Here is a 21,745-nt window from a genome sequence, read left to right on the forward strand (position 1 = left end):
ACGGCTAAGGTGGGGCGTTCTCGCAATGGATCACGGCAAAGAAGAGTTCTATCTGGAACGATATCGGTTCATCCTGCAGCAGCTAAACACATCCAACGAAGCACTGTACCGATTTTTGGCCATTTACCAAACGTTGGTAACCGCTTTGACTGCAAGCGCACTTGGGGTTTTCGTTGGCTACAGAAGCTGGAATCTCGATCCGTCGGTCGCGAGAGCGGGGATACTAGGACTTCTATCACTAACCTCACTTATAGCAGTGTTCACCATCTTGATGATATTTATTGGCGTTTTGGCATGGCTGGACTATCGTAAGGAAGAATGTGAATTGACTGACGACGCCGTTTCGGTCGGGTTCCGGTCGCCGCCGAAAGTGTCCAACTGGAAGCGATGGCATGAAACGTACGTCGGGGCTTTCGTTGCACTATCCAACATAGTGCTGTGGGTACTGTTTGTGTTCCTTGTTCTGCCGTCAGTTAAGTGATGGGTTCCAGATGTTCAATCGCGCCGCGCGTTCGCCGGCGGTTTCGAGGTAAGTCGGAAACTCCTGGATGCTGACGAAGTGGTCCGCCGTAGCTTGGAGCATCTAGGTGTTTGACTGTACTGAATGGCTGAGCGCGGAGTATAAAATACTGTCGCGCCAGTTGCCATTTGTGTAGACATGGTCACGCAGCACACCCTCACGAGTGAACCCTAGGCGCTCCACCAGGCGCATCGAGGATTCATTGTCTGGCCCGATGGCAGCGGTGACTCGGTGCAGCAAAAGGCTATTAAAGGCGAATGACATCACTGTCGAGACCGCATCGGTTGCATAACCATGATGCCACGCGTCGGCCTGTAGGGCGTAGCCGAGCTTTGCGGCCTGGACTCCGCCCAAAGCCAAGCGGACGAACCCGATGAGTTCGTCCGCTTCCGTGTGTGAGATCGCGAGGTAGTACTCCGTGCGGGGGTCGAGCTTCGCGCGCTCGATCGCGCCGTCGATCATTGCCTGTGCTGTTGTTCTGTCTCGGCTGTCGAACGAGAGGGTCCGTGTGACCCGGTCGTCTCCGACGACTCGCCATGCGCCTTCGCCGTCCTCAGTTCGGAACTCGCGAAGGACGACCTTGTTGCCCTGGAGCAGCACCGGGTAGACCATCCCACGATGATGCCCCACTGATCAGGTGAGGCGCAGGGGCGTCCGAACGAACACCTCGATCTCCTCGCGCAACGCAGCGGCGGCTGGTGACTGGCTCACCTGGTCGTTGCCGGCCAGGGCGCGGTGGACGCGCTGCGCGGAGATGATGATGCCGTTCATGCGCTGCTCGACCGGCAGGTTCAGCACCGGCGCGACGGCCTCGGCGGCACCGTCCAGGTCGCCGCGGCCGATACGGGCGATGGCGAGGTCGGTGTGACTGCCCGCCTGGTCGCCGAACGCCCACTCCGGCGCGGACGGGTCGGCGTACGCCTCGACCGCCTGAACGGAGTAGCGCTCGCCGGCTACTGCTTCGCCCGCCAGCCACGCCAGGGTGTCTGCCGCGTAGTACAGCTGGCGCGGGCGGCTGAAGGTGCAGATGCCGCCGAGCTCGTCCAGGTCGTCCCGTCGGATCTGGTCCCAAGCTTCCTCAGCACGGCCGATGGCGGCCTTCGCTGCCTCCGCGTTGCCAAGAGCCGCCCAGGCGCGAGCCTCGCTGGAGGGCAGCCAGACAGCGGTGGTGCTGCCCGCCCTCTGTGCGAATTCGGCTCCGGACTGCGCGTACCGCACCGCCTCCTGAGTCCGGCCGGCCCAGTACGCGACGAGGCTTTGGAGTCCACGGAGCCAGGCGCGAAGACCGTCGTGTTCGATGCTCTCGGCACAGAGGAACGCGGTCCGGGCCTGCGCCATGGCCGCCTGCGGCTCGGCGAGGTCATGGGACGCCTTGGCGAGCATCGCGCCGGTGACGCTGCTGAGGAAGTACAGCTGGTGTGCGTGCTGTGGCCTCTGGTGCTGCTCCAACAGCGTGAAGATGGTTTCCTGGACCTGCGTGAGGTCGCCAAGCAGCTCGGAGACCGGGCGTTGGGGGTACGCGACCGCCAGTTCATGGACGTCCTCGTGCAGCTGGTCGATGACTTCAGCATTTACGCCGGCCTGACCTGCGATGAGGGCGAAGCGCCGGGCTCGTTGAGCGGCCATGGTCAACAGATTCCTTTCGTCGCTGGGGGCAAGCAATTGCCCCTGGCTGACCGGCGCTGCCGGTGTGCCGTGAACGGATTCGACTTCTGGAGCCCATGGTTCGAGGAGGCGACCGACCGGTTCGGCGAACATCGTCTGCAGGACGCGCCGGGTGACCGGCGTGGTTCCGGCACGATGGCCGGCGGCAAGCCTGCGGAGGTGCCGGGCGCTGATCGTGGCCCGTTCTCCGAGCGTGTCGGCAAGCCGAGCGAAGTCCGCGGCCACTTCTTCATAGGTGCGGTCCTGCTGCCACAGCAGATGCTCCAGCAGGGTGCGCGGCGTACGTTCGGCCGCTCCCGCCATCTTCGTCTCCTCACGCTGTAAGGGGCTCTACGTCCACGGTCGCGCAAGCACGTCGGCCGCTCAACGAAGGTCCGCGACAGGTCCGCCTGAGGTCCGTCAGGTGTCCGCCCGTGGACCTCGTCATGTCACGGTCCGCTACCGCACCCTTCCAGTGTGACGCAGATCGATGATCGTCACGAGGGCCTTGCCCAGCGCGACTGGGCTCGTCACGGATGACGGAAGGGGTGTTGACAATGGCCAGGCTGATCCACTCAGCGCTCGGGCGCTACATGGTCGTGGGCACCGCCGTTGGCTCCGCTGCCGCAGGCCTCTGGCTTGTCGGCTTCGGGGCGGGCAGCGGCACCGTGTCCGCGTGGTCGGTGATGGTTGCCGTGGGGACTGTCGCTGGAACTGTCGGCGCGCTCATGGCGTTCGGTGCCATGAGCCACGGCAGGCTGCCTTCCGGAGACGGCAGGTCGACCGCCAGCCACCAAGCCGAACCGCTCGACGCCGCAACGTCGGTCGAGTGTGAGCCGGCACTGGCGAGCGCGAGCACCGGTGCCCGTAGCTGGTGAGCGTCTGGGTGGTGAGGTGCTGTTACGGCGCCTCGCCACCGTCCGGGCTTGTCGCTTCGCGAAGCGCCTTCGCGGCACGGATGAGCTGGTCGGCACGCGCCTTCGAGGTGCCGATCCGACCGGCCAGAGCTGCTAGCGAAAGCCCTTCGGACTCGGCAACACGGAGCGCTGTACTTGCTCGCAGGTTCGCCGCACTCTTCGCGAGGTCTTGGAGAACTCCGGACAGCTCAGTCGCTCGTTCAAACGCAGCCACGCTGTCGCCGATGCTGTCGACGGCGTGGATCGAATCGGCGTACGCACTGTTCAGCGCAGCGAGTGCGTCCAGGAACGCGGCTTCCTCGGCAGGTACGCCCTCATCGGTCACAGCTTCAAATCCTACCCCGCGTCAAGGACTCCCTAGACGTCGTTTAGGGGGTCCTGTACGCTGCTCCGTATAGGCCCCCCTGTACGGAGCGAAGCAACTGATCAGAGTCAAACCAACCCGTGCTTGGACGCGAACGCCGCACGACACGGCATTCGTGTCCGGCCAGGGATCTGTCTCGAAGGGACAAGTTCTGTGGCTCTCTCAAAGCTGTTCGGTGGTCGTCCGGTAGGCACGATTGCGCTGGTCGATGCGCCGGTGTCGCGGACGTACGCGCAGAAGGCCCGCGTCGCGCTGTTCGTTGGCGGAGGTGTCAGCGCGGCGTTGGCGTCGATGGCGCTGTTCGTCGGAGGGCTGTCGCTCTGGGCGGCGGTGCCGCTGGGCTTGGTCCTCGGCGCGGTCATGGGTGTCGCGTTGGCGGTGCTGGTGACAGCTTGGCCTGTGCTGCGGGTGCTGTGGTGGTGGTCCGTCGAGATCACCACGGCGCTCGGAATCGCGGTGCCGCTGACGTGGCTTGCTCACGTGACGTCGTCGTGGGTGTCGCTGGTTCTGGTGTTGCTCGTCGGCGGTGTGGTCGGTGGGGTGCGGAGGGTGCGCCGACGGGTGGTGGCGTGGGCGTGGTGCGTCATCGTCCGGCATCGGCTGCGGCTGTGCTTCTCCCAGGTGGTGCGGGCTGCGGGTCGGTCTCAGGCGGGGAGTCTGCCGCTGATCCTGTGGGCGCGGCCGACGCCGGCGGGGGAGCGGGTCTGGGTGTGGCTGCGGCCCGGTCTGGATCTGACGGCGCTGGACGGTAAGGCGGGTCAGGTGGCGGTGGCGTGCTGGGCGTCCGAGGTGCGGGTGGTCCGGGCATCGACTCGGTTCGCCGCGCTGATCCGGGTGGACCTGTCCCGCCGTGACCCGCTCGCCGCTGAGGTGGTGTCGCCCCTCGCTGCGCTGTTCGCCGACATGCCAGGCCCGAAGGCGCCGGCCGAGTCGGGTCACGCGGAGGCGTGGGCGCTCGACCTGGAGGACGTGGCAGCGCCTGAGCCGGTCGAGCAGCCCCGCAATCGTCGCTGAATGCTGTCGGGTTCCGTCCTGCCCGGCGAACACGTCGGGTGGGTGCGGTGGCCGCCAGGGGTTGGCGTGCTGGACGTTCGCGAGTTGAGGGAGTGACGATGGCGAACGAGATGACGGTGGTCGGGAACCTGACCGCTGATCCGGAACTGCGGTACACGAGCGCGGGTGTGGCGATGGCCCGGTTCACGGTGGCGTCGACGCCGAGGGTGCGGGACAAGGAGACGAACGAGTACCGGGACGGTGAGCCGCTGTTCCTGACTTGCACCGCGTGGCGGGCGGTCGCGGAGCACCTGGCGGAGTCGCTGACCAAGGGCGCCCGGGTGGTCGTGGTCGGCCGGTTGCGGCAGTCGCGGTGGGAGGACGACAAGGGCGAGAAGCGGTCGATGATTCAGCTCGACGTGGACGAGGTCGGCCCGTCGCTGCGGTTCGCGACCGCGAAGGTGGTCAAGCTGAACCGCTCCGGTGGGGACGGGTTCACGCCGGCGTTCGATGGTGACGACGCGTGGGCGTCGGCGTCTGCTGAGCGTCCGGCTGTGGCGGCCTGAGGTCCGGTCCGATGTCGACGGAGACGACCTTGCTCCGGCCGGTGAACGGCCCGGTCGAAGACGTGGAAGCGTGGATCGCCCCGGCGGAGGTTCGTGCGCTGCACATGTCCATCTTCGACCGGGTGTTCCTCGGCATCGATGATGTCGGGGCGTCGGTCAGTATCCCGCTGATCTACCGGAACCTGCTCATCGGTGGCGAGCCCGGCGGTGGGAAGTCGTCGCTGCTGAACCTGATCGTCGCGCACGCGGCGTTGAGCGTGGACTGCCGGTTGTGCCTGTTCGACGGCAAACAGGTCGAGCTCGGGCAGTGGGAGTCGTGCGCGGACGTGTTCGTCGGCCCGGACATCAAGTTCGGGATCGCGACGCTGCTGCGGCTGCAGATCGTGATGGACAACCGGTACCGGTACCTGCGGTGGCGGCTGCGCCGGAAGATCCGCCGTAACGACAAGTTCGCCCCGATCCTGATCGCGATCGACGAACTCGCGTACTACACGGCGACGGTCGGCGACAAGAAGCTCCGTGAGGACTTCGCCGCGCTCGTGCGGGACCTCGTCGCCCGGGGCCGGGCGGTCGGGATCATCGTCGTGGCGGCGACGCAGCGGCCGTCGTCGGACATTATCCCCACGAGCTTGCGGGACCTGTTCGCGTACCGGGCGGCGTTCCGCTGCACCACGGACTCGTCCTCGGACATCATCCTCGCCAACGGCTGGGCGAACCGGGGCTGGTCGGCGACGGCGATCCCGCCGACGAGCCGGGGAACGAACCTGCTCATCGCTGAGGGCGGTGTGCCGTTCCTGATGCGGACCGCGTGGCTGGATGACGACACCTGCGGCCGGATCGCCACCTACGCCGCCGGCCGCCGCGCCGAGGCCCGCGAACAGCGCCTCACCACCCCTGACCAACCCAAGAAGCGTCCGCTGGACGTCGTCGCAGCGTGAACAGGAGCCCTGTCATGACCAAGCGCCTGCCCGTCCAGACCCCTCGGGTCATCCACTACGTCGACACCGCCACCCGCCCCGGCGGCGCCGACCTGACGAACCTCCCGCCCGCCGTCCTCGCCCTGGCCCTCGCCGACGCGATGGGCCGCCAGCACCGGCAGAGCATCGAGCGCCGCGACCAGTACGCGGCGTGGCTGCTGCGCCGAGAGGAGATCGCCCGCCACGACCGCAAGGTCCGCCGGCTGCTCCTCATCAGCGTGCCCACCGCTCTCGGCGTGCTCGCGGCCGGCGGGTGGGCGCTGGCCGAAATGACGGTCGCGGCGATCTCGACCACCGCTGTCCTCGGCGGTGTCGTCGTTCTCGCCCTGGCCGTCGCCGTGGCCGGGACGGTCGGGCGTCGCTGCATCACCGTCGTGCAGCACTGGCACGAATAGCCGGCGCCTGGCCGCTTCCGTGCGGGCCGCGACCCGACGAGGGTCTGCGGCTCGTGCGGTGGTCGCCAGGGCCAGCCGACGACACCGGATCAATCGCCCTAGGAAGCGTTCCGGTGCCGCCGGTCCTAACCACCGACAGCCCTCCAGAGGAAGGAGACGGTTGCGATGCACCCTACCCAAATTCAGGTCACGGACACCGTGACATCCCAGCGTGTCCCCGGCACTCCGGCGACCGCAGACACCACGGGCGCCGCTGACGCGGTCCGTGACGTGCTGCTGGCCGCCGCGAAGTACCTGTCGGAGCACGGCTGGAACCAGCATGAGTTGTACGACAGTGAGCACGCGGTGAACCCTGCGGCGTGCACGGTCGGTGCCCTGTCGATGGTCTGCTACGGCTACCCGGCAGAGGTCCCGGCGTCCAACGTCACGCACCCCGGCTTCGAGGACTTCGACGCCGCGCTGTTCCGTCTGGACTGCTACATCGCTGAGACGTTCGGACCGGAGATGGGCGGTGTGCTCGGCTTCAACGACATGCCCGGCCACACGGCGGCGGACGTCCTGGCGATGCTGCGGGACGCCGCTTTGTGGGTGCCCGGTCCGGCGTGGGCGAACGTGCCGCGCTGCGGCTGCGGTGACCGGATGCTCCTGAACACCGAGGTGCCGTACTGCAAGACCGGTGACGAGTGGTTCGGCGACCTGTACGTCGGCCGGTTCTTCACCTGCCGTACCTGCGGCAAGACCGAGTTGGTCGAGGCGACCGACCCGGATGACCGGACCGTGGTCGTGGCCGGGTTCCGGGAGTGGGTGCTGCAGCGTCCGCACGAGGGTGACCCGCACGTCGCGGGCACCTGCGACGACTGCGACGTCTGCGGCCGGTACTGCTTCTGCACGGCGGACGTGACGTGCGTGCTGCACAGCGAGTCCGACGACACGTGTTCGGACTGGTTCGCGCCCGGCCAGCCGTCGTTCGGTACCGCTGCTGGTGCTGCCCTGGGCGGTGCCGAATGAGCGCGCGGAGCGTCAAGCCCGGCTTGACGGGCAAGCGTGCGAAGCGGGTCAAGCGCACGGTGGAGAACGCGGCGTTCGACGCGTTCGCCCGGCGGATTCTGCGCGCGTACGCGCGTCGGGTCGCGGCCGGTGACATCGAGGCGCTTGCCGGGCTGGCGATGTTGTCCTCCGAGGTCGACACGGTGGTGCGGGAGGCCGTCCGCGGCCTGCGTGCGATGCCGTACCGGTACTCGTGGGACGAGATCGGCTCCCGGCTCGGCGTGTCCCGCCAGGCGGTGCAGATGCGCTACGGCGACAAGACGGACCGCTCCATGTTGGACCGTCGGCTCACCGAATCGGCGCTGACCGTGACGGTCTCCACCTTGGTCGACGTGCTCGCCGAGCACTACCCGGGTTCACCGATCCCGTCGGTGTGCCCCGGGTGCGGCTACCGCTACCCCGACGGCTCCGCCGAGTGCCCGTCCCTCACCACCGTGCGTCCGCTGCTGTTCAGCCGGCGCGCCGAGGACCAGCACGCGGTGTCCCGTCTCACCGGTGACCAGCTCGCCTACCTGCGCGACCCGAAGAAGGCTCTCCGAGCCCGACGCGCGGTCCAGCAGGCAGCGACCCTACCGGCGCCAGTCCCTGACCGCGACGTACCGACCCTGTTCGACCTCGTCAACGGAAAGGGCTGACCGCCATGTACAGCAACCCCGCTCGTTCTGCCCAGGTGCTCCGTCACGCGGCGGACCGCATCGCCGACGGCCACCGATCCGCGCAGCGGTACCCGGACATGCCGCGTCCGGCGGGCGTCATCGAGACGATCGCCGTCGTCGCGACACGTGACCAGTACTGGAACGACCTGGACGGTTGCAGGTCCCTGTACTGGCTGGACGCGACGTTCACGGAGGTCATGGACCTGTTCTGTGGCTACCTCGGTGCGTCGCACCGGTTGACCGTCCAGCCCGGCGAAGGCCTGAACCAGGTCTGGTACTGGGTGACCGACCCGACCGTCACGACGGCCGAAGTGGTCGGCGCGATGCGGGCGGCGGCTGCGTTCCACAGCAGCCTGGTCGGTGGTGACCGATGAACACCAAACCGGTCACCGGCGAGCCCCGGCTGGCGTCGTTCGCGTCCTGGCTGGTGCTGGCTGCCTCGTTCGGGCTGTCCGCGTCGACCTGGATCGCGCTCGCCGTCCTGGCCGGGTTCACCGGCCACTTCACCATCGGCGGTGTCACAGCGAGGCTCGCCTGGCTGCTCCCGGTGGCGGTGGACGGCTACGTCGTCGTCGCGCTGGTGCTGTGGATGGCACCGGTCCCGACGAAGGTCGCAGCGTTCGCCAAGAAGAACACCTACGGTGCCGCCGGCATCGGCATTGCCGCACAGTCGGCGTACCACATGCTGTCGGCCTGGACCGACACCGGCGTCGTCTGGCGCACGGTCCTGGCTGCTGTCGTCGGCGCTCTGCCGCCGGCGGTCGCCGGGCTCGCCGTGCACATGCGCGCACTCATCCGTCGAGAAAGCGGAACAGCCGCACAACTCGACACCAAACACACCTACGAAACTGTCGTGACGCCCAACGATGCGACCCGGACCCCGGGGCACGATGCGGCGTCGATAGATGGCCTGGCAGCCAACCCCGTGCCCGAGCAACCGCCCGGCACGAACCCTGACGTCCCCGTCCAGCCGACCGGCCCGGCCCTCCCGCCGGCACCGGCCCCGACCATCACGGCGGTCCAACCGACCCCGGCGGACCTCGCCGAACGGGTCCGGCCACGCCCGATCCACGCGACACCTGCGGCCCCGGCCGCCGCACCCGGCAGCACTGCCCGCTCCGGCCCGACCCGGCCCACCGTCCCGACCACCCCGGCAGCGCCGTTGGCACCGCCCGCGACCGACCCTTCCGTCACCTCGCAGGGCGCTGCACAACCGCAACTGCCGCTGGTGGACCCGGCGACGCTCGACCGAGCCCGGACCATCGCACAGCAGTACCTCGCCGAGCACGGCACGCCGATCACCGCCGTACAACTCGCAGTGCGACTGCGCGTGTCCTCGGAAACCGCAACGCAGATCCTCGCCGCAACCGGCACCGACCGCCCGACCGTCAACGGCCACCGCCCCGCAAGGGCGACCCGGTGACTGTCTCGACGTCCAGCGTCGCGCCCGAAGCGAACCTCGCTTCGGGCACGGCCCTGTGCGCCGAGCCGACACTGTTCTACCTCGGCACCCATCAGCCGCACTGGCTGCGCCTCGCCCTGGGCGTGCCGCTGTTCATCTCCGACCGCAGGCTGCGCGCCTACCGGACCCTGCCCCGGGCGAACGGACCGTGGGCGCTGGACTCCGGCGGCTTCACCGAACTGAGCCAGCACGGCAGCTGGGACCACGGCCCGACCCCGGCGCAGTACGCCGCCCGCGTACGCCGGTACCGCGACGAGATCGGCCACCTGGCCTGGGCAGCGCCGCAGGACTGGATGTGCGAACCGCACATCACCGCGACGACCGGCCTGTCCGTCCGCGAGCACCAGGCCCGGACCGTCACCAACTACCTGCGGCTACGGGACCTCGCCCCGGACCTGCCGTTCGTCCCGGTCGTGCAGGGCTGGACCCCCGGCGACTACCTGCACTGCGTCGACCGGTACGCCGCCGCCGGCATCGACCTGACCCGCGCCGACCTGGTCGGCGTCGGCTCCGTCTGCCGTCGCCAATCCGGACGACAACTCGGCGAAGTCCTCACCTGCCTACACACCGCCGGCGTCACCCGCCTGCACGGGTTCGGCGTCAAGACCCTCGGACTCGCCCACCACGCCGACCTCCTCACCTCGGCCGACTCGATGGCGTGGAGCGCACAGGCCCGCCGGCAACCACCGCTGCCCGGCTGCACCCACACCAACTGCGCCAACTGCCTCCGCTACGCCCTGCGCTGGCAGCACGACGTCAACGCCACCATCGATCACGCCAGCACCCGGCCGGCGCTGTTCGCGATCCCACGCTCCAGGGCGGCGCTGTGGTGACCCTCGAACCCGCCGCCCTCGCGACGCTGGCCCGGTCGACGGAAATCCGCCATCAGGCGATCGCCCGTGCCGCCCGCCCGGACTACCCGGCGTGGGTGTCGCACGTCCGCGCCGCGTCCGGGTGCGCCCGGCCGGTCCGGCTCGCCGGCACGATGAGCACCGTCGAGGCCGCGACCGGGCGGCTGCTCAGCTCGGCGGACACGGCGCACATGCCGGACGGGGTCATCTACAAGGCGTGCGGCAACCGGCGGGAGAGCGCCTGCCCGTCCTGCTCCCGCACGTACAAGCGCGACGCGTATCAGGTGGTGCGGGCCGGGCTCGTCGGCGGCAAGGGTGTTCCCGAGTACGTGGCGGAGCACCCGGCGGTGTTCCCGACGTTCACCGCGCCGAGCTTCGGTGAGGTGCACACGCGCGTCGTACGCCGCCACACCTGCGACAAGCGCGCCAAGTGCGACTGCCGCCCCGACCCGTGCCATGCCCGCCGGGACATCAGCGTCTGCGCGCATGGCCGGCGGCTGGTGTGCTTCGCCCGGCACGAGCCGACCGACCGGGTGCTCGGCACCCCGATGTGCGTGGACTGCTACGACCCCGACGCGCAGGTCGTGTGGAACCTGCAGTCCACCGAACTGTGGCGCCGCACGAGCGAGGCGATCCGCAAGTACGTGCGGCGGCTCGCCGACCGGCGCGGCATCGACCCGAAGAGCGTGCGGTTGGCGATCGGCAAGGCGGCCGAGATGCAACGCCGGGGCGTCATCCACTTCCACGCCATCATCCGGCTCGACGGCACCGATCCCGATTTCCCCGGTGAGATCCTGCCGCCGCCGGCCGGGATCGACGCGCATGACCTGGTCGCCGCCGTTGAGCACGCGGTGCGGGTCACCGGGTTCACCACCCCGCCGCACCCGGTGAAGCCGGACGGGTGGCGGATGACCTGGGGTGAGCAGCTGCGCACGAAGGTCATCACGGTCGCCGCCGACGGCGACGTCACCGACGGGATGGTCGCGGCATACCTCGCCAAGTACGCCACCAAGGCGACCGAGGTCACCGGGCACACCTCCGCCCGGCTCACCGACACCACCGTCCACGTGTACGCCGACCCCGACGGCAGCCACACTGAACGGCTCATCGACGCCTGTTGGACCCTCGGCGGCCCCCGCTGGCCCGTCCAAGGCCCCACCTGCGGTGGTCCGTGCCTGCACCGCAGCTGCACCGCCATCCTCCAGCCGCCGCCGTGGCGACCGACGCTGTCCGGGCCGATCTGCCGCACCAACCAGGCCAAAGGCGTCTGCCCCCACTCCAGTTGCGCCGCCGTCCGGGTCGCCACCACCGACCCCGGCGCGCCATGGCGGCGGCTACGCCGCTGGGCACACATGCTCGGCTTCGGCGGCCACTTCTTCACCAAGTCCCGCACGTACTCGATCACGTTCGCCGTCCTGCGGCAGAACCGGATCGTGCACCGCCGGACCGAGACCGCCGGCCCGCAGCCCGACGGGCAGACCCCCGAGCAGCCGACCGTCCTGGTCGTCAACTTCCTGCAGTTCGTCGGCGCCGGATGGCTCAGCCCCGCCGACGCGATGCTCGCCAACACCTCCGCCGCAATGGCCCGCGAGCACCAGCAGAAGGCGCGTGAGTACCTGACCAGCATCGCCGCATGAACATCGATCCGCCGTCAAGGACGGCTTGACAGAGAACTGGTGGAAAGGAACGTCCCGGCTCATGCGCAACGAGACCGATTCCGACGTGCGGGCGTCGCGGCTGCGGGCGCTGCTGCTGCCGTGTGAGGTGGCGGCGCTGCTGCGGTGCTCGGAGTGGTGGGTCAAGGAGCAGGCTCGCAACGGCTTCATCCCGTACGTCCGGGTGGCGGGCGGCTTCCGGTTCACCGAGGAGCACGTCGCGGCCATCATCGAACGTCTTGAGGTCCGTCCGGCGGTGGAGGCGACGCCGGTGGTCGTGGTCGAGCCGACCCGGCCGGCGCCGGTGGGACGTCCGGTCACGCACCTGCGGCCGAGGGTGCCTCGCCGGGCACAGCGGGCCGCCGAGCAAGCGGCTGCGGCCTGAGAGGAGGGATCGGCATGGGATACGCAGAGAAGCGCGGCACCTACTGGCGCGCCCGGTACAAGCTGCCGGACGGCCGGTACGGCACGGTCACCGACGAGTCGGGAGCCGGGATCAGATTCCGCACCAAGCGTGCCGCGGAGCAGGCGGCGAACGACGCTGAGGCGCGGGTCCGCGAGGCGAACCAGCGACCTTCGCTGGGCGGGCCGATGCTGTTCGGGACGTACGTCGATACCTGGTTCGCCCGGCTGGACCTGGCACCGTCCACGATGCAGAACTACCGGCGGCATCTCGAGGACCACCTGTTGCCCGCGTTCGGGGAGCGGAACCTGGCCGACATCACCGACGCGGACATCGCGGTCTGGGAGCAGAGAGAGCGGGCGGTCGGCTACGCGGCGTCCAGCATCCGCACCTGGCGCGGCACGCTGCATCTGGTCCTCGCCGACGCACAGGAGGACGGCTGGATCGCGGCGAACCCGGCGGCCCGGCGAGCCAACCGGGGCAAGCGCGCCGGCCGGTCCCGCGACCGGGGTCCGGAGAAGGCCATCACGGCGGCGCTGGGCGTGCTGCTCATCGCCGAGCGGGCGGCGCTGATGTCGGGCCGCGACGACGAGTTCGTCCAGGTCGTGTGGACCGGGTTCAGCGGGTCGCGGTGGGGTGAAGTCATCGGCCTGGAGACCCAGTTCGTGCGGCCGGCCGCCGTCCGCATCGAGTGGCAGCTGTACGAGCTGGACAGCGGCGAGCTCGTCAAGTGCCCGCCGAAGGACGACTCGTACCGCACCCTGGCGGTGCCGGGCTGGCTGCTGTCGATGCTCCGGGAACACATCACCCGCAAGGCACCGAAGCCGTGCGCCTGTCACGGCTTCACCTACGTGTTCGACGGGCACCGGCCGCCGAACACCTCGGCGCGGCGGGTCGGTCCGAAGCTCGCCGACGTCGCCCGGCTGGCGGGTGTCTCGATCGGCACGGCGTCGGACTTCCTGCACCACCCCGGCCGGGTCGCCGCCGGGACGCAGGAGCGGATCACCGCCGCGATCGCCGAGCTGGGCTACACCCGGGCGGTGGAACCGGCGACGACGGCGGCGCACCACCGGCGCAGCGGCTTCGCCACCTGGGTCTTCCAGCCCGCGGCGACCGGCCGGTTCCCGGCGAAGGCACCCCGTCCCGCGCGGCCGGTGCCGATCCTGTCCGACCCGTGGCCCGGCGTGCCGGTGCGGGGCCGGGGCGGGATGGATCGGGCCACGGCGTGCTGGCTGCCGATCGCGCCGGACCTGACTCCGCACGGGCTGCGGCACTCGTACAAGACGATGATGGTCGAGATGGGCATCCCGGCAGTGCTGATGGACACGCAGCTCGGGCACATGGACGGGTCGATCCAGGGCCGCTACTCGCACGTCACGGCGGAGATGACGGCCCGGCTGCTGGAGGGCCTGACCGCCAGGTGGCAGGAAGCGCTGGAGGCCCGTCGGCGGATGCACCCGCGCTCACCCGTGCGGGTGCTGGACCGACTGCTCCGGGGGAGCGGCCAAGATCGTCTCCCAGAATTCTCCCAGGAGGGTCAATGACAAGCGAAAGGACCGGCTCCCGATGGGATATACCGGCCCCTGACCTGCACTGTCGCGGTGGGCGATACTGGGATCGAACCAGTGACCTCTTCGGTGTGAACGAAGCGCGCTCCCGCTGCGCCAATCGCCCGTGACGTTTGTGCACTCTACCTGATCCACCCCGCATGTCGCATCTTTGGGGGGCGGGTGGGGGGTGTGTCAGCGGACGCGGGCGGGGTCGATCTCGCGGGAGGGGTAGCGGCGCAGGTACTCGCGTTCGAGTTCGGTGGTGCGGCGGGTGTGGTTGGCCAGGGCGTCGTCGGAGCCGTGGCGGAGAGCGTCGTGGCGGGTGCCGTGCAGGCTGGCCAGCTCGCGGAGCAGCTCTTCCTCGGTCAGGGCGTCCGGGGAGACGCCCTGACCGAGGTCATCGGTGTCATCGGTCAGCATGCACTGACCTGTACCCAGCGGGCGGCGGGTTACACGAGGGTGAGGCTGAAGTCGTCCGCGTAGTAGGAGGGCTGGCCGTACCAGCCGTGCACGAAGACCGTCACGGAAGTGGTGGTGGCGCCGGTGGTGAAGGTGACGGACAGCGGGGCGTAGGTGTTGCCGGTGCCAGGGGTCCAGGTGCTGGCGTTCACTCCGGTGCCGGTCGCGCCGATGTACACGTAGCTGCCCTGAACGTAGCCGGTGAGCCGGTACGTGCGGTTCGGCAGGACCGTGACGGTCTGCTGGCACTGTGCCGTGTCGCCGGCGGTGACGGCGCCGGTGAGGGCGCGGGTGCCGGAGCGGACGGGGCTGGTGACCACGGAGCAGCGGCTGCCCGTCCAGGGCGCGAGGGACCCCGTCTCGAAGCCGCCGTTCGCCAGTACACCGGCGGGCGGCGACGAAACGGAGGCTGACGGCGACGGTGAGCGCGACGCGGACGGCGAGACGGAGGCCGACGGCGACGCGGAGCGCGACGCGGAGGGTGAGACCGAGGGTGAGGCGGACGGCAGCGTGGACCACGGCACCTGCGGCGAGCGGTAGTAGTTGATCCCCTGCACGGTCCAGCGCGGGCCCTGCGCGCCGAGGCGCACCTTGAACGTGTCCCAGTCGCGCGTGGACTGCGGCGACCACGCGAGTTCCGCCAAGGCGGGCATGCGTGGGAACGCCATGAACTCGATGTCGGCGAGGGTGCGCAGCGTCTCGCTCCACAGTGGAGCCTCGACGCCGAGGATCGAGGCGGCCGGGACGCCGGGCAGGTAGGTGGCCGGGTCCCAGTTGTACGCGGTCTGCACCTCGATCAGGCCGGCCCAGGTCAGCCCGAGCGGCGTCGCGTTGGTGTACTTCATGTCGAGGTAGGTCTTGTTGGCCGGGGACAGCAGGATCTTGTCGCCCTTGCTGACGGCGGAGCTGAGGTCGGCGTCGGAGGTGGTGGTGCCCCAGAACTGCGCGATGCGGCCGGCGGTGTGGTCCGCCTGGCCGATCTGGTGCCAGCCGATGACGGTCTTGTTGAGCGCGGAGGCGAAGGGCTGGACGCGGTTCATGAACGTGCGGTAGTCCGCCTCGCTGGTGCTGTGCGCCTCGTCGCCGCCGAGGTGCAGGTACGGGCCGGGGGTCAGGGCGGCCAGCTCGTTCAGGACCTGCTGCACGAAGGTGTAGGTGACCTCTTTCGAGACGCAGAAGGAGCTGAAGCCGACCTCGGTGCCGGTGTAGAGCGCGGGCGCGACGCCGTTGCAGTTGAGCTCCGCGTAGGAGGCGAGCGCCGCGTTGGTGTGCCCCGGCATGTCGATCTCGGGCACGATCGTGATGTGCCGGGCGGCGGCGTAGGCGACGAGGTCGGTGTACTGGGCCTTGGTGTAGTACCCGCCGGCGCCGCCGCCGACCTGGGTGCTGCCGCCGACGGTCGCGAGGCGCGGCCACGCGTCGACGACGATGCGCCAGCCCTGGTCGTCGCTGAGGTGCAGGTGCAGCACGTTCAGCTTGTACTGGGCGATCTCGTCGATGTACCGCTTGACGGTGTCCACGCCGAAGAAGTGCCGGGACACGTCGAGCATGGCGCCGCGGTAGGCGTAGCGCGGCCGGTCGACGATCCGTCCGCCGGCGACGGTCCACGGCCCGCTCTGCACGGTCCGGGCCTCGATCGTGGGCGGCAGCAGCTGACGGAGGGTCTGGACGCCGTGGTACAGGCCGGCCGGCGTCTGCGCGCGGATGGTGATCAGCGACGCGGTCACGTCGAGCTGGTAGCCCTCCGTGCCGACGCTGGCGTCCGCGCCGGACAGCAGCAGCGCGATGCCGCTCGACGGCGTGCCGCTGCCCGTGGTGACCGGCAGCGCGAAGCCGGTCGAGGGGCGCAGCAGGGCGGCGAGGGCGTTGCCGACGTCGAGCGACTCGGTCTGGATGCCGGTCCCGGACCCGAGCGTGAAGGTGACACCGCTCGCGGGCTGGACGGACGCGGGCGCGGGCACCACGTCCTGGAGGCTCACCACGGCGGCGTCGGCCGGTGGGGCCGCGACGGTCCATGCGACGCCGGCGGTGACGGTCGCGAGGGCGAGCGCGGCGGCGAGCAGAGCGGGACGATGCACGGCGTCCTCCAGGGAAACTCATTGTAAAGTTTCCTGTTAATTGATTGCCTCCACTGGCTGGCTGTCAAGTGCTTCCTTGCGAGGTGGGCGGTGACGCGAGGCGGGCGGTGATGCGAGGCGGGCGGTGATGCGAGGCGGGCGGCGACGCGAGGTGGGCGGCGACAGCGCGAACGCACCGTCCCCATGACGTCGACCGGCGACGCCACACCCCCATCGTGCCAGCGCCCGGCCCGCGCGTGGTGACGCTCGGCGGGCCGGACCCTGCCCGAAGGGTGTCCCGGCGGGGTGATGGAAAACCGGATCGGTATTCATGTCCGACGTTCCGCCACAATCGGGGGGGGGAACGGTATGCCAGGACTTGCGGGCGCCAATAGACTGCGACTCTCACGAGTGCGGTGCGGCGGGCGCGCCGCCGAACAGATGGTGGTGCGGTCGATGAGGGTCCATCCGCGTCAGGAGCTGTTGTCGATCTGGAAGGCCGTGGTCCGCAATTCCCTGAGAAACAAGACCTGGGAATGGGGCGGGCGCGACGGGCGCAACTCGATCAGCGACGCGGAGCAACTGCTGTGCATCCTGCTGCCGGCGACCCAGGTCGACACGTTCCGGCTGGAGCGGCCCGACGAGACCAGCGAGGCGATGATCGCGGCCCTGCGGCCGATGGGTGGCGCGACGGACATCGCGCCCTACCTGATCGGCGTGCTGCGGGAGTACTTCACCACCTATTCCGACAAGGAGACCGGCACGCCGGTCTTCTCCGGTGGCAGCTACTTCAAGACCCGGCCCGGCGCCGAGGTCACCAAGGAGCAGGTGGAGCTGTCGATCGTCGACTCGTATTCGACGTCGATGACGCTGTCGCTGGCCACATTAGGATTCGTGACGGTCTATGAGCCGGAGACGCAGCGCGAGCAGGTGAAGGCCGATCTGCAAGATCTCAAGGCACGCGCCCAGGTCCGCCTCAGCGCGGCGATGATCGGGCTGCTGCGCAGCTTCACCGTCAACGTCTTCACCGCCGACGACGAGGAAGGCCGGATCCTCTACGGCACGATCAACCAGAGCGGGCTGCCGGCCCGGGCGGTCGTCTCCCAGCTGCGGCGGGAGCTGCGCGAGACGATCGCGAGTTTCAGCAACGTGACGATCGGCTCCGGCAACGCGCCGGAGGACCTCGCCCAGTCCGACCGGCTCTTCGAGTGTGGCTGGTCGTGGGGCGTCGTGGCGAACGCGCCGGTCATCGATACCGTCGAGGACGTGGGCCGCCAGCCCGACGGGATCGCGATCGACAAGCCCTACCTGTACTTCACCGTCACCGCCCTCGACGCGATCGAGGACCTGCAGTCGGAACGCACGCGCATCCTGAACCTGCTCAACGAGGAGCAGCTGCGGCTCGCGCAGGCGTTGCAGCTCCGGTACGACCTGACCCGGTCCTACTGGGCGGCCGTGGCGACGTTCGGCACCGGCCGGTGGCCGGTCGAGGACATCCCCTGGCGCACGGTCGACGACGTGGAGTCGGTCTACTTCACCCTGCTGGTCACCTCCCTCGCCGTGAAGGGCCTCGCCCGCGAACGCGGCTCCGACACCGAGCTGAGCCGGATCGGCGACGTGCTGATCAACCTGGCCGAGCGGGCCCGGCTGATCACCCGCCCGCTCAAGGACGACCCGATGCTGCTGCTGCACGTGCCGGGCGTGCTGCTCAACCTGGAGGGCACCGAGACGGTCGGCCCGCCGCTGCACTGGCCGATCACGGAGTTCGCCGCGCTGCTCATGCAGCGCACGCACGCGATCGCCGGCCTGCTCGGCGAGGCGCAGAAGCGGTCGGAGCTGATCGACCTCGCCGACCGCGTGTGGGACCACCTCGGGCGGCGCAGGATCAACGACGCGCCGGGGCAGGGCCTGTGGGACCAGCCGAAGTCGGCCTTCGCCGGCATCGACACGCACTACGATCTGCCCTCGTGGTACTACACCGTCCGCGTGGTGCAGGCGCTCGTCGCCGCCGCGAAGACGGTGGTCCGGCCGACGCTGCGCAGCGACGCGCTGCACAGCCTGGCGCTCGACCTTCTGAATGAGGCGGACCACTTGTTCGACAAGGAACTGCTGGCCGGGTCGATCGACGGCCGTGGACCGCTGAGCCGGGAGCTCCAGCGGGTCCGCGCCGACCTGCTGCGCGCCAGGGAGCTGGTGTCGTCGCGGCCGGGCACGTCCACGGCGCTGACGATCGAGGCGCTGCAGAAGCTCGACCAGCTCGAGAACGCCCGCAAGAACGTCTCCGAGGACTGACGCATGCTGGTCTTCGCGGCGTCGGACAAGGGTGGCACGGGCCGGTCGGTCACCAGCAGCAATCTCGTGTACCGCAGCGCCCTGGCGGGCAACGACGTGTGCTACCTGGACTTCGACTTCGGCTCGCCGACCACGGGCGCCATCTTTCAGATCAACTCAATCCTGCGCGGCACCAGCCGCGGCGGGCTGCACTCCTACCTGGACGGCTCGCGGCCCAGCCCGGAGCGGCTGGACGTGTGGGCCGAGTCCGACCGTAAGAGCCTGCGGCAGCGGCCGGCGCAGGCGGGCCGGATGGTGCTGTTCCCCGGCGACCGCGGCAAGGGCGAGTTCCCGATCGACAAGGACATCGTCGACCGCTGCGTCAAGCTCTTCCTCCAGGTGGAGGAGGAGTTCGACCTGGCGCTGATCGACCTGAGCTCGGGCCGCTCCTACGCCACGGAGATGGTCCTCGCCGCGACCGCCCGGGCGGAGCTGCAGAACGTCGGGCAGCGGTGGCTGATCTTCCACCGGTGGACCCGGCAGCACGTGCTCGCGGCGGCCAATCTCGTGTACGGCGAGGGCGGCATTCTCGCCGTCGGCAAGCAATACGAGCACAAGCCGGAGCACCTCACCAATTCGCTGCGATTCGTCCGGACGGCGGTGGTCAATCCCGACGAGCCCGAGGAATCCGCGAATCTGGAGGGATTGCGGCCGGCCCAGGCGTCCTGGCTGAAGGAGGTGCACCAGGATCTGCTGGAATTGGCCAACCAGCAGAAGGTCGGTCGCACATTGACGCTTGGCGAAGTCCCGCTCGATCCCGTGCTACAGTGGCGGGAACAGCTTATTTCGGACAACGACGTTTCAGACCGAATGATCGCGAATGCGGCGACCGTGGACGCGTTCGAGCTGCTCGCGGAAAAGATCATGATCGACTCCGCATGGGGGACGCCATGAGCGTATCTGAGGTGGTGTTCCGGGAGTCGGTCGCGCAGCGTGAAGTCGCGTCGATCCCGCTGTCCCACGTCTCGATCGAGCTGGGCCACCTCTACGCGGAGCAGTTCAACGGCGGCGACATCGACGCGCTGCGCCGGCACTTCGCCGAGATCGCGCCCTGGGTCGAGGCGGCGAGGCAGTCGGCCGCCCGCCGGGCCGGCCGGACCCGCCCCCGGATCAGCACCTGCTTCCTCGTCGACGACTACTTCACGCGGTTCAGCACGCCGGCCGAGCTGATCCCGCTGCTGGTCAAGGCGGCGACCGACTCGGGCCTGACGATCGACTACCTGGCCCGCGAGTCCGGCTGCGCGACCACCGACCGCGGCATCCCGCTGGCGGACATGCTGGTCTCCCGGATCGTCGACGACCCGCCGCCGCTCACCAACGGCTGGCGGCCGCCGTCGTCGGAGTCCGGCTGGCTGTGCAACGGGGTGCGCTCGCCGCAGTCGGTGCCGACGGCGATGAACGGCGCGGCGAAGTGGCAGAAGCCGCAGGAGAACGCGGCGAACCGGCACTCGATCTTCCTCGACGTGGAGCTGTGGAGCGACGAGCCCGGCGGCCGGCTCTGGTCGTGCCCGCTGCTCGCCGCGGTCTGGCAGCTGCTGCGCCTCGGCATGCTGCGGTACCAGAGCGAGGACCCGGCCAGGCCGGTGCGGTGGCACGGCGACTACCCCGCCGAGTGGGAGCAGCTGCCGGCGATCGTCAGGCTCAACGAGCACGCCGACCCGTTCAGCGCGTACCAGACCTATTCGATCCTGAGTGGTCGCTTCGTGCCGGTCGAGACGGCGGTGCGCACGATCCTCGGCCAGACCGCCGTCGAGGCGGCGGTCCTGGAGCAGCTGGCCGCCCGGGCCCGCACCGAGGGCATCGACCTGCCGGCGACGCTCATCGAGCGGATCAGGTACGCGTTTCCGTAATCGCCGAGGTCATCCGCAGCAGCTCGATCATCGCGAGGGTGATCTGGTCGCGGACCCGGCCGACCGACAGGTCCCACTGGCGCGTGAAGCCGGGCCGGCGGTCGAGGGACTCCCACACCGGCAGGACCCCGCCGTCCAGGCGGGCCGCCGGCATCCACAGCGGCACCAGGTACTCCACCGCCGGCTGGAGCCGCCGGACGCGCTGGGTGCTGGCCGTCGACCGGGTCAGCGCCGACTCGGCGATCGACAGCAGCGTGGTGAGCAGCCAGTCGTGCAGGGCGAGGTCCTCGCACAGCTCGACCACCGACGGGGAGCAGTCGCCGCTGCCGGCCAGGGTCAGCGTGCGCAGCGTCTCGGACTGCACGGTGAACTCCACCTTGAGCCCTTCGTGCCCCGCGGTCGGCTCGAAGACCCACCGCAGGTGGGTGCGGCGGGCCCGGAAGGGCGAGCGGTGGTCCAGCTGTGCCGAGCCCTGGACGGCGTCCATCGTGTGCCCGGCGATGCCCGCCATGTCGAGCCGGTCGGCGCTGCGCTCGTGCCGCAGGTAGCCGTCGCGGACGTCGGCGGCCTTCACCTTGCCGATGGTCTCCAGCCGGGCCGGCCGGGCCAGGTAGTGCGGCCACTGCATCCGCCGGTTCTCCGCGCTGGGGGTCACCGACGTGTGCGCCGACCCCTGCAGCACGTGCCCGCCGGTGACGGCGGCGTGCGAGACGACGGTGCCGACCGCGCGGACCCTGGCCCCGGTGCTGGACGGCAGCGCGCAGTCCACACCGATCAGGCGGTCCGGCGAGACGGCATAGGCGATCGGTCGCTCCGACTGGATGACCCGCGAGCCGGGCGCGGTGTCCAGCAGCCGGACGGTGCTGTCGCGCGCGAGCGGCGTGGAGTTCTGGAGGAGTCCGGTATGCACCTCACCAAAGGTGAGCATCATTCCTCCGATGGTTCACGCCTGCGGGTGTTCGCGACGCCCCGCTGTGCAGCTACTCTAGCGGTTGGCCCGAGGTTGGCACGGGCCGGCGGAGGCATGAGTCCCGCGCATCCGCACAGG

23 protein-coding genes and 1 tRNA gene are annotated in these 21,745 nt (G+C 69.6%); 17 read left to right on the forward strand and 7 right to left on the reverse strand.

Annotation, left to right across the window (positions count from 1 at the left end):
- The first annotated feature begins 25 nt into the window (after nucleotides 1-25).
- On the forward strand, nucleotides 26-481 hold the full coding sequence (locus ACFY3L_RS12795; RefSeq protein ID WP_389322132.1) for a hypothetical protein: 456 nt from the start codon (nucleotides 26-28) through the stop codon (nucleotides 479-481).
- Between the two features lie 102 nt (nucleotides 482-583).
- Here the strand turns inward: ACFY3L_RS12795 and ACFY3L_RS12800 are convergent, their stop codons facing one another.
- Complete coding sequence (locus tag ACFY3L_RS12800) at nucleotides 584-1,132, reverse strand: GNAT family N-acetyltransferase (protein ID WP_389322134.1); 549 nt, start codon at nucleotides 1,130-1,132, stop codon at nucleotides 584-586.
- Nucleotides 1,133-1,153: 21 nt separating this feature from the next.
- Nucleotides 1,154-2,488 carry a hypothetical protein gene (locus ACFY3L_RS12805; RefSeq protein WP_389322136.1) on the reverse strand — a complete coding sequence of 445 codons (1,335 nt, stop codon included), beginning with the start codon at nucleotides 2,486-2,488 and terminating at the stop codon, nucleotides 1,154-1,156.
- A gap of 233 nt (nucleotides 2,489-2,721) precedes the next feature.
- Between ACFY3L_RS12805 and ACFY3L_RS12810 the strand changes: the two genes are divergently transcribed.
- Entirely contained in the window at nucleotides 2,722-3,042 is a 321-nt protein-coding gene (locus ACFY3L_RS12810; RefSeq protein ID WP_389322138.1) for a hypothetical protein, read from the forward strand.
- 22 nt (nucleotides 3,043-3,064) lie between these two features.
- Here ACFY3L_RS12810 and ACFY3L_RS12815 read toward each other — a convergent pair whose 3' ends face one another.
- A complete protein-coding gene (locus tag ACFY3L_RS12815; protein WP_389322140.1) occupies nucleotides 3,065-3,406 on the reverse strand; it encodes a hypothetical protein in 342 nt (113 codons plus the stop codon).
- A 123-nt stretch (nucleotides 3,407-3,529) separates the two neighbouring features.
- Between ACFY3L_RS12815 and ACFY3L_RS12820 the strand changes: the two genes are divergently transcribed.
- From ACFY3L_RS12820 to ACFY3L_RS12875, 12 genes are all read left to right on the forward strand, one after another.
- On the forward strand, nucleotides 3,530-4,459 hold the full coding sequence (locus ACFY3L_RS12820; protein WP_389322142.1) for a hypothetical protein: 930 nt from the start codon (nucleotides 3,530-3,532) through the stop codon (nucleotides 4,457-4,459).
- Between the two features lie 98 nt (nucleotides 4,460-4,557).
- On the forward strand, nucleotides 4,558-5,004 hold the full coding sequence (gene ssb / locus ACFY3L_RS12825) for a single-stranded DNA-binding protein (protein WP_389322144.1): 447 nt from the start codon (nucleotides 4,558-4,560) through the stop codon (nucleotides 5,002-5,004).
- Nucleotides 5,005-5,108: 104 nt separating this feature from the next.
- Nucleotides 5,109-5,942, forward strand: a complete 834-nt coding sequence (locus ACFY3L_RS12830; protein WP_389322620.1) for an FtsK/SpoIIIE domain-containing protein — start codon at nucleotides 5,109-5,111, stop codon at nucleotides 5,940-5,942.
- Nucleotides 5,943-5,956: 14 nt separating this feature from the next.
- Nucleotides 5,957-6,376 carry a hypothetical protein gene (locus ACFY3L_RS12835; protein ID WP_389322146.1) on the forward strand — a complete coding sequence of 140 codons (420 nt, stop codon included), beginning with the start codon at nucleotides 5,957-5,959 and terminating at the stop codon, nucleotides 6,374-6,376.
- Nucleotides 6,377-6,574: 198 nt separating this feature from the next.
- A complete protein-coding gene (locus ACFY3L_RS12840; protein ID WP_389322148.1) occupies nucleotides 6,575-7,384 on the forward strand; it encodes a hypothetical protein in 810 nt (269 codons plus the stop codon).
- Nucleotides 7,381-8,058: a hypothetical protein gene (locus tag ACFY3L_RS12845; protein ID WP_389322149.1), complete on the forward strand. Its 678-nt coding sequence runs from the start codon at nucleotides 7,381-7,383 to the stop codon at nucleotides 8,056-8,058. Before ACFY3L_RS12840 ends, ACFY3L_RS12845 begins: the two co-directional genes overlap by 4 nt.
- 35 nt (nucleotides 8,059-8,093) lie before the next feature.
- Nucleotides 8,094-8,453: a hypothetical protein gene (locus ACFY3L_RS12850; RefSeq protein WP_389322151.1), complete on the forward strand. Its 360-nt coding sequence runs from the start codon at nucleotides 8,094-8,096 to the stop codon at nucleotides 8,451-8,453.
- A complete protein-coding gene (locus tag ACFY3L_RS12855) occupies nucleotides 8,450-9,502 on the forward strand; it encodes a hypothetical protein (protein ID WP_389322153.1) in 1,053 nt (350 codons plus the stop codon). Before ACFY3L_RS12850 ends, ACFY3L_RS12855 begins: the two co-directional genes overlap by 4 nt.
- Entirely contained in the window at nucleotides 9,499-10,374 is an 876-nt protein-coding gene (locus ACFY3L_RS12860; protein WP_389322155.1) for a hypothetical protein, read from the forward strand. The genes ACFY3L_RS12855 and ACFY3L_RS12860 overlap by 4 nt, the downstream gene beginning before the upstream one ends.
- Nucleotides 10,371-12,029, forward strand: coding sequence for a replication initiator (locus tag ACFY3L_RS12865; RefSeq protein ID WP_389322157.1), 1,659 nt, complete (start codon nucleotides 10,371-10,373; stop codon nucleotides 12,027-12,029). The genes ACFY3L_RS12860 and ACFY3L_RS12865 overlap by 4 nt, the downstream gene beginning before the upstream one ends.
- A gap of 61 nt (nucleotides 12,030-12,090) precedes the next feature.
- On the forward strand, nucleotides 12,091-12,432 hold the full coding sequence (locus ACFY3L_RS12870) for a helix-turn-helix domain-containing protein (protein WP_389322159.1): 342 nt from the start codon (nucleotides 12,091-12,093) through the stop codon (nucleotides 12,430-12,432).
- A gap of 14 nt (nucleotides 12,433-12,446) precedes the next feature.
- The gene (locus tag ACFY3L_RS12875; RefSeq protein ID WP_389322161.1) at nucleotides 12,447-13,994 is read left to right on the forward strand and encodes a LacI family DNA-binding transcriptional regulator; all 1,548 of its coding nucleotides are present in this window, start codon (nucleotides 12,447-12,449) and stop codon (nucleotides 13,992-13,994) included.
- A gap of 58 nt (nucleotides 13,995-14,052) precedes the next feature.
- On the opposite strand, the gene ACFY3L_RS12880 is transcribed toward ACFY3L_RS12875, so the two are convergent.
- The 3 genes from ACFY3L_RS12880 to ACFY3L_RS12890 form a co-directional block, all read right to left on the reverse strand.
- Nucleotides 14,053-14,124: transfer RNA gene (locus tag ACFY3L_RS12880), tRNA-Val, on the reverse strand.
- Nucleotides 14,125-14,192: 68 nt separating this feature from the next.
- Entirely contained in the window at nucleotides 14,193-14,420 is a 228-nt protein-coding gene (locus tag ACFY3L_RS12885; protein ID WP_389322163.1) for a DUF6158 family protein, read from the reverse strand.
- A 29-nt stretch (nucleotides 14,421-14,449) separates the two neighbouring features.
- Entirely contained in the window at nucleotides 14,450-16,537 is a 2,088-nt protein-coding gene (locus ACFY3L_RS12890; RefSeq protein ID WP_389322165.1) for a family 20 glycosylhydrolase, read from the reverse strand.
- A gap of 435 nt (nucleotides 16,538-16,972) precedes the next feature.
- Here ACFY3L_RS12890 and ACFY3L_RS12895 point away from each other — a divergent pair, with 435 nt between their 5' ends.
- The 3 genes from ACFY3L_RS12895 to ACFY3L_RS12905 are packed head-to-tail and all read left to right on the forward strand — an operon-like array spanning nucleotide 16,973 to nucleotide 20,697.
- On the forward strand, nucleotides 16,973-18,808 hold the full coding sequence (locus tag ACFY3L_RS12895; RefSeq protein ID WP_389322167.1) for an SCO2524 family protein: 1,836 nt from the start codon (nucleotides 16,973-16,975) through the stop codon (nucleotides 18,806-18,808).
- Nucleotides 18,809-18,811: 3 nt separating this feature from the next.
- Nucleotides 18,812-19,741 carry an SCO2523 family variant P-loop protein gene (locus tag ACFY3L_RS12900; RefSeq protein ID WP_389322168.1) on the forward strand — a complete coding sequence of 310 codons (930 nt, stop codon included), beginning with the start codon at nucleotides 18,812-18,814 and terminating at the stop codon, nucleotides 19,739-19,741.
- Nucleotides 19,738-20,697, forward strand: coding sequence for an SCO2522 family protein (locus ACFY3L_RS12905; RefSeq protein ID WP_389322170.1), 960 nt, complete (start codon nucleotides 19,738-19,740; stop codon nucleotides 20,695-20,697). The genes ACFY3L_RS12900 and ACFY3L_RS12905 overlap by 4 nt, the downstream gene beginning before the upstream one ends.
- On the opposite strand, the gene ACFY3L_RS12910 is transcribed toward ACFY3L_RS12905, so the two are convergent.
- Complete coding sequence (locus ACFY3L_RS12910) at nucleotides 20,678-21,607, reverse strand: SCO2521 family protein (protein ID WP_389322172.1); 930 nt, start codon at nucleotides 21,605-21,607, stop codon at nucleotides 20,678-20,680. The genes ACFY3L_RS12905 and ACFY3L_RS12910 overlap by 20 nt on opposite strands.
- Nucleotides 21,608-21,745 lie beyond the last annotated feature (138 nt).

The sequence above is a fragment of the Dactylosporangium sp. NPDC000521 genome (assembly GCF_042898305.1).
Lineage (GTDB): Bacteria > Actinomycetota > Actinomycetes > Mycobacteriales > Micromonosporaceae > Dactylosporangium.

Bases quoted from the DNA above. Each gene is read 5' to 3' on its own strand.
- ACFY3L_RS12895 (WP_389322167.1), top strand. From the start codon at position 16,973: ATGAGGGTCCATCCGCGTCAGGAGCTGTTGTCGATCTGGAAGGCCGTG.
- ACFY3L_RS12870 (WP_389322159.1), top strand. From the start codon at position 12,091: ATGCGCAACGAGACCGATTCCGACGTGCGGGCGTCGCGGCTGCGGGCG.
- ACFY3L_RS12800 (WP_389322134.1), bottom strand. From the start codon at position 1,132: ATGGTCTACCCGGTGCTGCTCCAGGGCAACAAGGTCGTCCTTCGCGAG.
- ACFY3L_RS12845 (WP_389322149.1), top strand. From the start codon at position 7,381: ATGAGCGCGCGGAGCGTCAAGCCCGGCTTGACGGGCAAGCGTGCGAAG.
- ACFY3L_RS12885 (WP_389322163.1), bottom strand. From the start codon at position 14,420: ATGCTGACCGATGACACCGATGACCTCGGTCAGGGCGTCTCCCCGGAC.
- ACFY3L_RS12905 (WP_389322170.1), top strand. From the start codon at position 19,738: ATGAGCGTATCTGAGGTGGTGTTCCGGGAGTCGGTCGCGCAGCGTGAA.
- ACFY3L_RS12810 (WP_389322138.1), top strand. From the start codon at position 2,722: ATGGCCAGGCTGATCCACTCAGCGCTCGGGCGCTACATGGTCGTGGGC.
- ACFY3L_RS12835 (WP_389322146.1), top strand. From the start codon at position 5,957: ATGACCAAGCGCCTGCCCGTCCAGACCCCTCGGGTCATCCACTACGTC.
- ACFY3L_RS12795 (WP_389322132.1), top strand. From the start codon at position 26: ATGGATCACGGCAAAGAAGAGTTCTATCTGGAACGATATCGGTTCATC.
- ACFY3L_RS12805 (WP_389322136.1), bottom strand. From the start codon at position 2,488: ATGGCGGGAGCGGCCGAACGTACGCCGCGCACCCTGCTGGAGCATCTG.
- ACFY3L_RS12855 (WP_389322153.1), top strand. From the start codon at position 8,450: ATGAACACCAAACCGGTCACCGGCGAGCCCCGGCTGGCGTCGTTCGCG.
- ACFY3L_RS12875 (WP_389322161.1), top strand. From the start codon at position 12,447: ATGGGATACGCAGAGAAGCGCGGCACCTACTGGCGCGCCCGGTACAAG.
- ACFY3L_RS12830 (WP_389322620.1), top strand. From the start codon at position 5,109: ATGTCCATCTTCGACCGGGTGTTCCTCGGCATCGATGATGTCGGGGCG.
- ssb (WP_389322144.1), top strand. From the start codon at position 4,558: ATGGCGAACGAGATGACGGTGGTCGGGAACCTGACCGCTGATCCGGAA.
- ACFY3L_RS12900 (WP_389322168.1), top strand. From the start codon at position 18,812: ATGCTGGTCTTCGCGGCGTCGGACAAGGGTGGCACGGGCCGGTCGGTC.